Source organism: Paenibacillus sambharensis, assembly GCF_003233845.1.
Classification (GTDB): Bacteria; Bacillota; Bacilli; order Paenibacillales; family Paenibacillaceae; genus Paenibacillus_I; species Paenibacillus_I sambharensis.
Genome location: NZ_QKRB01000031.1, coordinates 40,967 through 53,462, shown reverse-complemented (window position 1 = coordinate 53,462; position 12,496 = coordinate 40,967). Strand labels below are relative to the sequence as shown.

Genomic DNA, 12,496 nt, shown 5'->3' with positions numbered 1-12,496 from the left:
GTCCTCCTTCACAACTTTTCAAGTTCTAGTAATTAGATCGGGGGATAGGGCATTTGGTTACATAAAATTAGACAAAAATATACCATTCTTGTATTCATCCAGCGAACGGGGACCGTTATCCAGAATCCATTGCATACTTTCACTAAACACTCCTAGTAAATATATGTATAATAAGAAAATAGTTTCTATACAGCTAGAGAGAGGACGTCTTACAGTTGAAGATAAAAAGATGGATTGCTGTCATTGGCTCGCTGGTCATCATCATAGGTGCAGCTTGGATCATATACGTTAAGCTCGCTCTTAATTTTAGTGTAGATACAGAGCTGGCAGGCGTAAAGTATCAGCTGGAAGTAGCAGGGGAGGAGTCTGAGCCCGCAGCTGTGGTCATTCAGGGCAAGCTGCTTACGAGCTTGATAGGCGAACGAGTATTTAAAGGGATCGTGCAGGTGGCTGGTGAACAGATTCCAGTGCCGGAGGATCAGCGCAGGATAGAAATTCATTTTACCAAGGATGGCTGGGGCGCCATCATGTACCCTTATTTTATCTATGATGAACATACGGGGGCTGTTAAAGATGCAAAGGTGTACCAGTCACATTCAATATTCGCAAGCAAAGATTTCAGTCAAGTGACGCTGCTCCTCAGCTCGCCTGTTCAGCAGGCTGATTATGAAGTGGGAACATCTCAATCCGTATGGAACGCTGAGAATGGAATGATGTTATCTGCTCCGGCATCGACGCGTCAAGAAGCCTTGGCAATATCCAATAAGCTAATGCAGGATTTCCTGAGAGGGAAGACATTACGATAACCAACGGAGGGGGATAGAACGTGCCTGGAAGGTTCAATGAGACAGCCGCTGGGTGGATTTTTTTTGTTTCGTACCTCGCCGGCGTACTATTAACGGCATTCATGACCGCAAGCGGGAGCCCGCATCATGATAGTCTGGTAATCTTCCTGCTCTATGTCGTTATTGGCCAAATCGCCTTCAATGTGCTGCCGGCTGTTGTCTGGTTCAGATATAAGGGGATTTCGATGAAGAACACCTTTCTTCTGAATAAGGTGTCCCCCCGCACACTCATTCTGTCGCTGCTGATCTATGCAATCAGTCAGATTGTGCTGCTGTTCTTTCACCAGCTGACTGAGCTGGTGTCGATCGCGCTTGGTGCGCCTTATGCGACATCCCATTACCCGGTGGCTGATTCAATTGGCGCGCTGCTTATCCTCATCGTGAGTATCGGGATCATCCCGCCGATCTGCGAAGAGCTGCTGTTCAGAGGGGCGCTGCTGACAGGTTACGCAAGAAGAGGGGTCTGGTTCAGCGCAGGGATGACGGCTGCTCTGTTCGCCTTGTTCCACGACAATCCGTACCGGATTGCCGAATTATTCGCCTCAGCCTGGCTAGCGGCTGTTATCGTGCTGCGTGCCCGGTCTATCTACCCAGGCATGCTTGTTCATCTGTTAACGAACACCACGTACGTATGCGTTTCTTACTTTCAAGGCGGGGATATGCTGGAGGGATTAACGGCGCCGCAGGGCCCGGAGCTGCAGACTGTCGTGCTGACAGGGATCGCCTCGGCTGCCGCCTTCTTCATCTGCCGGTGGCTGTGGCTGAGAATCGAGCCCGCCGGCCAACCGCTGGCTGGGGGAGGTCATGGACCCCATACCTGTGCCAACCCCGTTTGGCTTATACCGGTCATACTGTCGGTGGTCGTATTCCTCGTGAAGTATGTGAGCTTGAACTTGGGTGCACACCTGCCCGGTTGAATCTAGCTGTGAGCTACACCAAAAGCCGCTTTCCTTACATAAAGGAAAGCGGCTTTTTTGACCAATTTATTAAATGGTATTGACTATTCAGTTGAACTGAATTATCTTGTTATTAAGTTCAACTATATAGCCGAACTGAATAAAGAGGGGTGAGATTATGAAGCATAAGTTATTACCGTTGTCTGAAACCATGCACTATATATTATTAGCTCTGCGAGAGCCTCTTCATGGCTATGCCGCTATGCAGCAAATAGAAAGGCTAAGTAACGGTACTGTTATTTTAGCAGCTGGAACATTATACGGTGCCATTGATAACTTGGATAAGCATGGTTGGATTGAACCTGTCGGAGAGTCGGGTCGGAGAAAAATTTATATGATTACTCCCGAAGGAAGGGCCATTTTGAAAATGGAACAGAACAGGCTGCTGCATATATTATCCCTGTACGAAGGAAGTGACTCGAGTGAAGAAATTTAAGATATTCTTTGATATTGAAAAAGAAGAGCAATGGCTGAACGAGCAATTACAAAAAGGCTATCGCTGCACCAATATTAGCCGATTAGGAACTTACACCTTCGAACAAATCGACAAGAGATATGTAGTGCGGCTGGATTATCAGGATTATCTACCAAAGGAGAAGTTCGAAGAATACCAAGGCATCTATGAAGACTTCGGCTGGAAGTATATTAATGGTTCCCGGCTTGGTGGGATTCAGTATTGGCAAAAAGAAGATGCTGGCCAAAATGACATCTTCTCGGATCGCCAATCCAAGCGGAATTACTATAAGAGAGTGATGGGGTATACATCCGGTTTAGGTGTCCTGTTATTGTCTATTTGTTTCATGCTCTACAAGGATTCAGGTTTATATTTAACGGAAGGTCTTTGGAGTATGGAAGGTGCATTATTCTGGAAAGCATTATTGTTCGAAACTCCATTTGCCTTGTTGAGATTGCTTCCGGCTCTAATGGTTGGCTTCTTTGCTAGCAGTTTCTATAAAGCTTATCGAAAGCAATCCCGTTTGAAAGAGAATTAATGCTGCGATCATCGGAATGGCTCGCCAAAGAATTTTCTGCATACATGCAAAATTCCCTCGGCATACGGATAAGGGGCAACGTTGTGATGGCATGACTTTGCCTCTGCCGTTGCGTTCTGGAGCAGATATCCGTGGGAAACTGTCCGAAGCATCTCGATGTCATTGCCACTGTCACCGAAGGCCATGGTGTTCGACTGAGGGACCTGATTATAATCCACCAGGAATTGCACAGCCGCTTTCTTGCCAGATCCAGCGGGGATAAAATCAACATCATAGGCGTTCTCCGGATCACCCGCCTTGGGATTGCACATATTGATGTTGATTCCGATCCCGTGATTTGCAGCCAGGTGCCTGATGATACTTAGATCATATGGGATCCTGGCTGCTGATGCCGGATAATAATAGTAATTCATTTTATACCCGGATTGACCAAATTGGGTCTGTTCGTGAAGAACAATGTTGAATGTAAGTTTTAACTCGCTGATTAAATCTTCCACATCTCTTCGGGAGAAACCGGATGCCTTTATAATCTTGGCCCACGCAGGAACAGTGACCAGCTGTCCGTCAGGCCCCGCTTCCCACATCTCTGTGCCGAGATTACTCGCTATAAAATGGGGGAGCTGCGTCATGCCGGCTAGTTTCATCTTGGCTTGTATTTGCTGAACGCTGCTTCCGGTGACCCAAGCGGTCTTAACATGATAATCTCTGGCAAGCTGCTGGAGGTAAAGCTCCAGTTCGTACACCTTGTTGAGCTGTTCAGGCAGACATTCATGCGGGTAATATGTTTCGTCAAAATCAAAAAATATCAGATATTCGGTTACAGCAGGATTATAGATGACATTCATGTGTGTGACCCTCCTACAGATTGATAATGTTATCTTAGCTGCAGGGAACGTTCCCAGGTCAATACGTTAGATGAGGTGTTTTTTTTGTGCCGACCATAATAGATATTTCACGCGTAAGCGGTCTCTCCAAGTCGACGGTATCCCGTGTGTTAAACGATCATCCCCATGTATCGATGGAAAGCAGACAAAAAGTACAGGAAGCCATTAAGGAGCTGGGATACGTCCGCAATACGCATGGGGTTCAGCTGCGCCTGCAGGCAAGCCATCATATTGGCGTGCTTGTCCCGGATGTGGAGCATCCCTATTTCAGTCAGCTTGTTCGTGCATTAAGTCGAGCTTTAAGCTGCGTTGGGTATCAGCTTGTCATCTATCAGACTGAATTATCACGTGAGTTTGAACGTGAGGTGTATGCCCGATTGTTACGTAGAGAGATGGATGCGGTGATTATTGCTCATTCCCATTTCTCGGAGAGAGAGATTAGAGAATACATAGGTTCTCACGTTGGGATCATATGCAACGAAGCGATGGACGGAGAGTTTCTCGATGTCTTTCGTCTGGATGAAGAAGACGCGATCTTTCAGGCGACAGCATTTTTGCTGTCCAAAGGACGCCGTAATCTGGTGTTCTGTATGGATCAACTGACACCATTGCAAGAGAAGAGATGGAACGGGTTTCAATTGGCTCACAAGCAAGCCGGTCTTTCGTGTACCCAATCACAATGTTATACGGGCCTGGTGACGATGGAGGATGGTTATGCATTGGGAGAACAATTATCAGCTACCGGTCAATTACCGGATGGAATAATTACGGGCAGTGACTTTGTAGCGACTGGGTTATTGAAAGCAGCCAGGCAAAGGGGAATATCCGTGCCCCAAGAAATGTCCGTCATCGGGTTTGATAACCTTCCAGTGGGATTGATGACGACACCGGAATTAACCACATTAACTAATTGTATTCCCGAAATGGTGAGGGATGTTACAGAATGCCTTATCCGGCGCTTGAAGGGGATGCAATCTGCTCCAATAGCGGAAACCTACAAGAGTTCACTGATTATACGTAGTTCTACTTGAGAAGAGAATTCGTCATCAGCGGCGATCCTAACCTTACTGCGTAAGATAAACACAGACAAGCAGGTGACCATCGTGATCGTCACGCATGACCCGATCGTTGCATCAGCAACCAACCGTGTAATCCGTTTGAAAAACTTGATCCCGTTTCCGACATTCGTAACTATGTTACAGACGAACCGCGTCCGATCATGCCCAAGTGGTAATCGTATCTACTGGTAATCGGTAGGATGGATAGCCTTCTTTGCTCGCTTTGCCAATCGAAATTAGCATGACCGGCTGGAATCGCTCCTTGTCCAAGCCAAAGACCTCCGCGATTCGTTCCTTGTCATAACCCGCCATTGGGTTGGTGTCATAGCCGTGGGAGCGAGCTACAAGCATCAGCTGCATCGAAACAAGACCCGTGTCCAGCATGTTTATATCGCGTAAGGCCGATGGAGTCAGGCTTGCATAATACGGCCTAGCCTGCTGCAATTGCATATCCTTGATGTCCAGAGGCATGTAGCCAAGTTCTACTGATTTATTATAAATTTCGTCCATATATTCACTATTGTTAGCATCGTAGAATACCGCAATAATAGCGGATGATGTCATCACTTGTGTCTGGTTGAAGGAGGCCAACGGCGCTAGTTTTTCTTTGCCTTCGGCGCTGTCGATTACAAGGAAACGCCAGGGCTGCATGTTAATCGCAGATGGGGCCCGGGAAGCTTTTGCTAACATTTCGGTCATTTCCTCTCGACTGATTTTCACTTCTGGATCGTAGACTTTAACGGAACGGCGTTCTAATGCAATTTTATTGAAGTCGTTTGTTTTCTGATAGTTGCCTGTAAGGTTGGTCATGCAGGTTTCGCTCCTTTTTTGGTTGAGTTGTGAAATGATACTGCTTATCATTACTTTTAAGATGGTAAACTATAAAGTGTACTTCATAGCAAGCGCTAAAAAGGGGAGATGGTCATGAAGATAAGTGAAGTAGCAAAAGCTAGTGAGCTCCCGATTTCAACGATTCGTTATTATGAGCAGATTGGCATTATCACGGATGAATATGTATTAAGAGATCAGAATAATTATCGGATTTATGCGCCAGGCATCATTCGTCATCTGAATGTTGTTAAACATTGTTTGGCAGTTGGCTTTTCTATTCAGGAAATCAAATCAATGATCTCGAAAAACGGAATGTCGAAGGATGAGCATGTAAGCCTGATACAAAATAAAATTAGAGAAATTGAGGCCGCTCAAAAAAAATTAGAGGAATCCAAGCAAAACCTGTATGATATTCTCACGTTGAATTGCGAAAAAGGGTTTGGGAAATATTAACGAGCCCAGGATAGCCTGATTCTTGGATTACTATGTAATCTACATATATGAAAATGTACGAGTACCTCTTGTTTATCAAGGGGTTCTTTGGCTTGTTGTGCCCGGAGCGGACGGCCTTTGCCTTCAGCGGCTGGCGGTACGGCACCTATTCAGATGGAGGAGCGGGTTTCTTCCCGTTATTCGTCAGCACCTTGCGCGCACTTTTGCTTACACAGGAAGATGCAGCTCAGAATTAATATAGATGGTAACTCTTGTTATCAAGCTCGGAACAATAGTAAAATGAAATGAGAACGTGCGTTTGTGTACTCAGGCGAGTACGGAGAGGCGTGTTTGTAATCAAATATTTCGGTGAGGAGTCGATACATGCATGATTCAATTGACAACCCGACAGGCACGGCAATTTCTGTTATTAAAGCACGGTTTGCTGGGTGAATACAAATTTTCAGGGAAGCTGGGCGTAATGGAGTTTGTGCGGCAGGTCGGCTGTATACAATATGATCCGATCGATGTTTGCGGAAAAAACGCCGAACTAGTGCTGCAATCGCGAATCCAAGGATTCACCAAAAAGATGCTCGATGAAATACTGTATCAAGATAGACTCCTGATCGATTACCCTGACAAGAACCTGGCTATTATTCCTGTCGAGGATTGGCCGTATTTTGAGCGTTACAGGGAAGCGGCCCGGCAGCATGCCAAGCGCTATCCCGAAATGGAGGCTTTGACAGAACAAGCACGGACTCACATTCATAATCAAGGTGCGTTAAGTTCGGATGAACTACAAATGGATGGCGGTTTCTCTTGGCAATCAGCAATCCATTGGAGCAGCGGTAACAATGCATCGCGGTCAGTGCTGGAGCAGATGTACTCGACAGGCGAGCTCATTATCCATCACAAAAAAGGAACGCGGAAGTATTATGATTTTTCCGAGAAGTACATACCGCCAAACCTGCTTCATGCGCCGGAGCCGTTTGAGGATGAGCTTGAGCATCACAAGTGGCGGGTGCTGCGTCGAATCGGTGCTGTTGGACTCTTATGGAATCGCGCATCCGATGCCTGGCTTAACATATGGGGATTGAAAGCAGGGCAGCGAAACGAGGTATTCCGGCAGTTGTTAAATGAAGATCGCATTATTGCTGTTACCGTAGAACAAATGAAGGACAAGCTGTACTGCCGCAAGGAGGATTTGCCGCTTATCGAAGTTGTCCTGCAAAATCCGGCGCCGAAAATGCGCTGTGAGCTGATTGCACCGCTGGATAATTTATTATGGGACAGAAAGCTGATCAATAAATTGTTTGGCTTCGATTATACTTGGGAGATTTACACGCCTGCAATCAAACGAAAATTCGGCTATTATGTGCTCCCAATATTGTATGGAGAGAGCTTCATCGGACGAGCCGAAATAATGGCTGAGCGAAAAGCTGGGAGACTCGTTGTCAAAAACATTTGGTACGAGGATGGCATTGAGCCAACTGAGCAGATCCGAACAGCTTTGAACAAGTGCGTTCAATATTTTGCAATATTCAATGGCTGCGAGACGATTTCTCAATAAAATACATACATAAAGCCTGCCGGTCGTTATCAGAACAAGGACGAGACAATTAAACTATTGCAAAAATCTACCTCAGTCTTATCGGCAGTACTGTAACTCAACCGTCTCGGGACAGTTCAGTGGCTGCCTGATTCCCGCTGAATTTGAAGATGGAGGAAGTTTTGTTAAGCTAATTTGTGAGGTCGGATATCCTGGCAGGTCTGGATGAAGAACGCCGCATGATGGGCATGCAGCCTGCCAGTGGTGACTTAGTCGTAGAGCGTACCGAGTGGTATCACTTCATATCGCTTTACAATAGAAGCCGTTTCAGGAGTGGCAAGTTATGCTATTAGGCAGGTAAGAATAAATGGAAGTTATGCTGGAGCGGCGAGAACCTGCGATCGTGCAGGTATGTTTCCTCTTCATTAAGCGGACGGGCAGGATATTGAGGAAATAAGTGGAATTTTGAATGATAGTTATAGATCTTGGGCCGGTGTCGCGGCAAGATGCCGAGGCGCTGTGAATATGGTGAATGAAAGAAGGTATAGATAATGATACGGGAGATTAAAGAGCAATTCACCGAAGAAATCCTTACAGAAGCAATAAAGCGATATGACATTAATAATGACTCGATTCGTTCATTGGGCGGTTATGAAAGCTTTGTTTATGAATACCAGAAAAACAACGTATTTTACATACTAAAAATCTCGCATACGATCAGAAGATCAATAAATAATATACGGGGAGAAATTGAATTTTTGAATTTTTTGTCGAATAAAGGGCTGGCCGTTTCAAATGCTGTTCCATCGACTAGGGGTAATATGGTTGAAGAAATTGCTGCAGACAATGGTTCGTTCCTAGCCATATCATACGAAATGGCTCTTGGAAATGAAGTGTCTGGTGATGATTGGAATGAATCACTTTACGAAAAATGGGGCGAATTCCTTGGGAAAATCCATCATGCCACAAAGGGTTACGAAGGGAGTAATCCGGCGTTAAAACGACAAGCCTGGGACCAAGAAGTTCAATTAAAGGCGGAGAAATACCTGCGACCTGATGATGCAATGATTCCAATTCTAAAAGAAAGACTAGCAAAGCTTACTTCTCTGCCCAAGTCCAAAGATACATATGGTTTGACTCATACTGATTTTCATCAAAGTAATTTTTATCTGCATAACGGACACATTTATTTATTCGATTTTGATGATTGCAGTTATACGTATTTCATACACGACATCGGGATTACATTGTGTTATGCACTTTTTTGTCCGTTTAAGGAATTTGAAAACAAAGCGGAATATTATAAACTATTTTTCCGCCATTTTATGAAAGGATATCTAAAGGAAAATACAATCCAAGAAGAAGAAATAGAATATTTGCACGATTCTATTAAACTTCGTTATGCATTGATGTATGTTTATTTTCATCAAGCAAACGATGTGTCACAATTGGATGAAGCATCAATGAACTGGTTACAAGAGCTTCAACGAGTAGCCGCTTCTGGCGACCCTATGCTGCCGATTGATTTTGTTCAAGAATTTAAAAGTATTTATACCAGTATTCATTAGAGCCAGTGAGCTGCTTATTTAGCGGCTTTTTTGTTGTATCGGTACAAGTTCGTGTCTTAAAGCCTCATTATGTAGCATTATGCAGGAAGGTTTATTACTGGTTATGTTGGGCCCAGTGGAATATATATCATCATCTAGTTGGTGGAGGAATCCAAAGTGTCTGTGCTAAGATGAAGGGAAATTCTGATTCGTTGCGAAACAAGGCTAGGAAGGGGTGCACATTGAAGAAGATACTTGTCATTGACGATGAAGTCGCAATCAGAGATTTAATTGAGCTCGTACTGAGAAGAGAAAACTACGTCGTTCAAACGGCTGACAACGGTAAATTAGCCTTGGAGCTGCTGGATACTTTTCATCCGGACCTGGTGGTGCTTGACTTGATGCTGCCTGACTGCTCGGGATTTGACCTGTGCAAAGAAATCACCGGGAAACGTGCTGTTCCTGTGATCATGCTCTCTGCCAAAAATGAGGTAATCGACAAGGTGTTGGGACTAGAGCTAGGGGCGGAAGATTACATGACCAAACCCTTTGACAATCGTGAATTGCTCGCTAGGGTCAAGGTCATTCTGAGAAGAAACGAGAGCAAGGAGGAATCAATAGAAGATACAGAAGTGAAATCTACATGCATCATTCATGAAGAGCTGACTTTTGATCTGGACAACCGAAGGGTTCTGAAAAACGGTGTATCCCTGTCTTTAACGGCCAAAGAGTTTAAAATTCTGGAAACGTTACTCAAAAGACCAGACAAAATCTTTACCCGGGATGAGCTGCTGCAGATCGCATGGGGATATGACTTTATGGGAGACAGTCGCAGTGTAGATATGACCATCATGCGATTGCGGAAGAAGCTGGAGGATAACGCGGACGAGCCGAGGTATGTCAGGACGATCTATGGATTTGGCTATCAACTTGGAGGTGGCGAGGCCTGAAGTATGCAACCCGGTTACTGCTGAATTATTTATTTTTCTCCGTGCTGTCCTTTGGCATCATCATTTTTATGGTGAATAAAGCCATCGATTACTACAGCTTCATTACCATTGAAAAACAGATGATGGAGAAGGCGGATCTATCCGAGTTGTCCTTTCGTGAGGTGTTGGCACAGCATAGATCATCGACAGGAGAGCCGCAGACACAAGAAATCGTCAGACTTGCTCTGGAGAAGCTGAAAGCTTCAGGCAAGGAAGTACGTATCTATGATAGCTCCAAGCAGTTGCTGGGCTTGGCTGTGGATGGCATCATCATTATGGATGGCAAACCTCATATTTTTGAGCAGAATATTGAGAAAGCCCTGGGCGGTAATTATGTCTACACCGTAACGGAAGATCATCTGCTTTATTTTTCCACTCCTATTCAGGATCAATACTACCAAAACGCTTATGTGTATGAGTTCGTGGAGGACATTTCCTACTTTTATGCGATTATGGACCAAATTCGTTATATCCTGTTTGCAGGTGCAGGCGGTTTTATTGTACTGATTACGTTATCCAGTCTGTGGATTGCCCGCAGCACAACCAAGCCGATTAAGATGTTGCTTGGCGCTGCGCAAAGTTTCTCTAGACAGGAGTTTCGCAGAGTTCATCTCAATCGGAAGGATGAGCTGGGCATGCTGGCAGATGGGCTGGATTCCATGGGGCGGCAGCTTCATGATTACATCCAATATCAGAAACAATTTGTCTCTAACGTATCTCACGAGTTAAAAACACCATTGGCAGCAATTCGTGGTTTCTCTCAATACTTGTACGAAGGGGAGACCGAGAACAAGGAGCTGCAAAAAATCTATGCTCATCTGCTGCAGGAATCGGACCGGCTGACGCGCTTGATTAATGAACTGTTGTTGCTATCCCGATTCGACAAGGAAGGTTCTAACGAACTGGAAGCCCGGAAGACGGAAATGAACAAACTGGTTCAGCAAGTCGCAACGAGTCTGGGTGCCAAGGCCAAAGATAAAGGAATCGAGATTTTGTTCAAGGAGGCGGAAGCGGAACCGGGGGATAAGCTTCTGACGAGCGTCCACGCCAACGTGAATCCAATGCTGATGTCCCATGCGATCGCCAACCTTGTGGACAATGCCATCAAATATTCAGGCAGTTCATCGCTAATCGAATTGAAGTTGGAACATACGCCAAGCGAGGTCGTTATCCAAATACGTGATCAAGGTATCGGTATCGCGGGCGATGAGCTGGAGAAGGTGCAGGAACGCTTTTACCGGGCGAAAAATGCAAACACAGCGAACGGTTCAGGTCTTGGTCTTTCTATTTGCAAAGAGATTGTAGAGCGATTTAATGGATATATCGACCTGGAAAGTCAAATCGGGAAAGGAACGACCGTTACGATTGTGTTACCCCGTGCGTAAAGACACGCGTAAATTGTTGCGTTACAAGATTGATACATTTCTGTTATGAGACTAACAAATGCTTTTTTTATAATCACTTCATAAGAAGAATAACAAATTATGGAGGGATCATGATGAAATCGATAAACAAAGCTACAGCTGTTTTACTGCTCAGTATCTTACTAACGATGGCGCTGACGGGCTGTCAATCCAATGGTGCCAAGTCGCCAGAAGCGGCGCAGAACTCGGCTGAAAAGAACACCTTGAACGAACAGCCCAAAGGCGATGGAGTATCAAATTCTACTGCGCCTGCTCCAGGAAATTCGGAAGGACAGAGTGGTGAAGCTATTAAGGAAGGTTCGATGGAGAAGGAAGGCAATGTGGTGCTGAAGGAGCTTGCTTTTGTCTATAATGAGAACACCATTGCGATTATGGATACAGCGAATGAAGATCAGATGGAACAGATGCTCGGCAAACCGGATAACCTGAATTCTCATACCTACAGTGCTGACGATGGAAAAAACATGGATACGTTAATCGGTTTTACAGAAAAGGTTTATACGTATCCTGGTCTGGAAATTAAAACAATCAGTATACCGGAGGGGATACAAGACTCCATTTTTCATATCGAAATTACAGATCCTAAGTACGCGACAGTTCGAAACATTAAAGTAGGAGATAGCCTAGATACACTAAAGAATGCCTACCCTGAGGGGAAACTGCTTGGTGAAGGAGCCCCTGATGAGGAGGATCACTTCCGTTACGAGCCATCTAATTATGTGGATGTGATGTCGTTTCGTATCATGAATGCCAAGGTGGAGAGCATTCAGATCTACAGCCTTCTGGACTAGTATTTAGTTCTGTGGCTGTCTTGGCATGAGTTTGTTTAAGCTCCTTCATCCAAGTTGCAAGCTTCGTCAGCCCGCTCACATCATTGTGGAACGTACAGTCTTTTCCGAGTTCGATACCTCGGAGATCTACTGCTCGAGCAGCGTTGAATCGGTAATTTGTGTGATGCGTAGAATCTGTTTCTGCTTAAGTTTATACTT

General features: G+C 45.0%; 13 protein-coding genes. 11 read left to right on the top strand and 2 right to left on the bottom strand.

Annotation, left to right across the window (positions count from 1 at the left end; genetic code table 11):
- Positions 1 to 215 precede the first annotated feature (215 nt).
- From DNH61_RS04130 to DNH61_RS04115, 4 genes are all read left to right on the top strand, one after another.
- Positions 216 to 806 carry a hypothetical protein gene (locus DNH61_RS04130; RefSeq protein ID WP_111145414.1) on the top strand — a complete coding sequence of 197 codons (591 nt, stop codon included), beginning with the start codon at positions 216 to 218 and terminating at the stop codon, positions 804 to 806.
- Positions 807 to 826: 20 nt separating this feature from the next.
- Positions 827 to 1,762 (top strand): type II CAAX endopeptidase family protein, encoded by a 936-nt coding sequence (locus tag DNH61_RS04125; RefSeq protein WP_111145413.1) that lies wholly within the window; start codon positions 827 to 829, stop codon positions 1,760 to 1,762.
- Positions 1,763 to 1,919: 157 nt separating this feature from the next.
- Positions 1,920 to 2,237 (top strand): PadR family transcriptional regulator, encoded by a 318-nt coding sequence (locus DNH61_RS04120; protein ID WP_111145412.1) that lies wholly within the window; start codon positions 1,920 to 1,922, stop codon positions 2,235 to 2,237.
- Complete coding sequence (locus DNH61_RS04115) at positions 2,224 to 2,793, top strand: DUF2812 domain-containing protein (protein ID WP_111145411.1); 570 nt, start codon at positions 2,224 to 2,226, stop codon at positions 2,791 to 2,793. The genes DNH61_RS04120 and DNH61_RS04115 overlap by 14 nt, the downstream gene beginning before the upstream one ends.
- Before the next feature lie 8 nt (positions 2,794 to 2,801).
- Here DNH61_RS04115 and DNH61_RS04110 read toward each other — a convergent pair whose 3' ends face one another.
- Positions 2,802 to 3,638 carry an HAD-IIB family hydrolase gene (locus tag DNH61_RS04110; protein WP_111145410.1) on the bottom strand — a complete coding sequence of 279 codons (837 nt, stop codon included), beginning with the start codon at positions 3,636 to 3,638 and terminating at the stop codon, positions 2,802 to 2,804.
- Positions 3,639 to 3,724: 86 nt separating this feature from the next.
- On the opposite strand from DNH61_RS04110, the gene DNH61_RS04105 reads away from it, so the two are divergent.
- On the top strand, positions 3,725 to 4,708 hold the full coding sequence (locus DNH61_RS04105; RefSeq protein WP_111145409.1) for a LacI family DNA-binding transcriptional regulator: 984 nt from the start codon (positions 3,725 to 3,727) through the stop codon (positions 4,706 to 4,708).
- 186 nt (positions 4,709 to 4,894) lie between these two features.
- On the opposite strand, the gene DNH61_RS04095 is transcribed toward DNH61_RS04105, so the two are convergent.
- Positions 4,895 to 5,545 (bottom strand): nitroreductase family protein, encoded by a 651-nt coding sequence (locus DNH61_RS04095; protein WP_111145408.1) that lies wholly within the window; start codon positions 5,543 to 5,545, stop codon positions 4,895 to 4,897.
- Positions 5,546 to 5,659: 114 nt separating this feature from the next.
- On the opposite strand from DNH61_RS04095, the gene DNH61_RS04090 reads away from it, so the two are divergent.
- The 6 genes from DNH61_RS04090 to DNH61_RS04060 all read left to right on the top strand — a co-directional run bounded on the left by DNH61_RS04090 (position 5,660) and on the right by DNH61_RS04060 (position 12,298).
- Positions 5,660 to 6,019: a MerR family transcriptional regulator gene (locus DNH61_RS04090; RefSeq protein ID WP_245947920.1), complete on the top strand. Its 360-nt coding sequence runs from the start codon at positions 5,660 to 5,662 to the stop codon at positions 6,017 to 6,019.
- Between the two features lie 367 nt (positions 6,020 to 6,386).
- The gene (locus DNH61_RS04080) at positions 6,387 to 7,568 is read left to right on the top strand and encodes a winged helix-turn-helix domain-containing protein (protein WP_111145405.1); all 1,182 of its coding nucleotides are present in this window, start codon (positions 6,387 to 6,389) and stop codon (positions 7,566 to 7,568) included.
- Between the two features lie 530 nt (positions 7,569 to 8,098).
- On the top strand, positions 8,099 to 9,115 hold the full coding sequence (locus tag DNH61_RS04075; RefSeq protein ID WP_111145404.1) for a phosphotransferase enzyme family protein: 1,017 nt from the start codon (positions 8,099 to 8,101) through the stop codon (positions 9,113 to 9,115).
- A gap of 221 nt (positions 9,116 to 9,336) precedes the next feature.
- Entirely contained in the window at positions 9,337 to 10,044 is a 708-nt protein-coding gene (locus DNH61_RS04070; RefSeq protein WP_111145506.1) for a response regulator transcription factor, read from the top strand.
- A gap of 41 nt (positions 10,045 to 10,085) precedes the next feature.
- On the top strand, positions 10,086 to 11,468 hold the full coding sequence (locus DNH61_RS04065) for a sensor histidine kinase (protein WP_111145403.1): 1,383 nt from the start codon (positions 10,086 to 10,088) through the stop codon (positions 11,466 to 11,468).
- 110 nt (positions 11,469 to 11,578) lie between these two features.
- Entirely contained in the window at positions 11,579 to 12,298 is a 720-nt protein-coding gene (locus DNH61_RS04060) for a hypothetical protein (RefSeq protein WP_245947918.1), read from the top strand.
- Positions 12,299 to 12,496 lie beyond the last annotated feature (198 nt).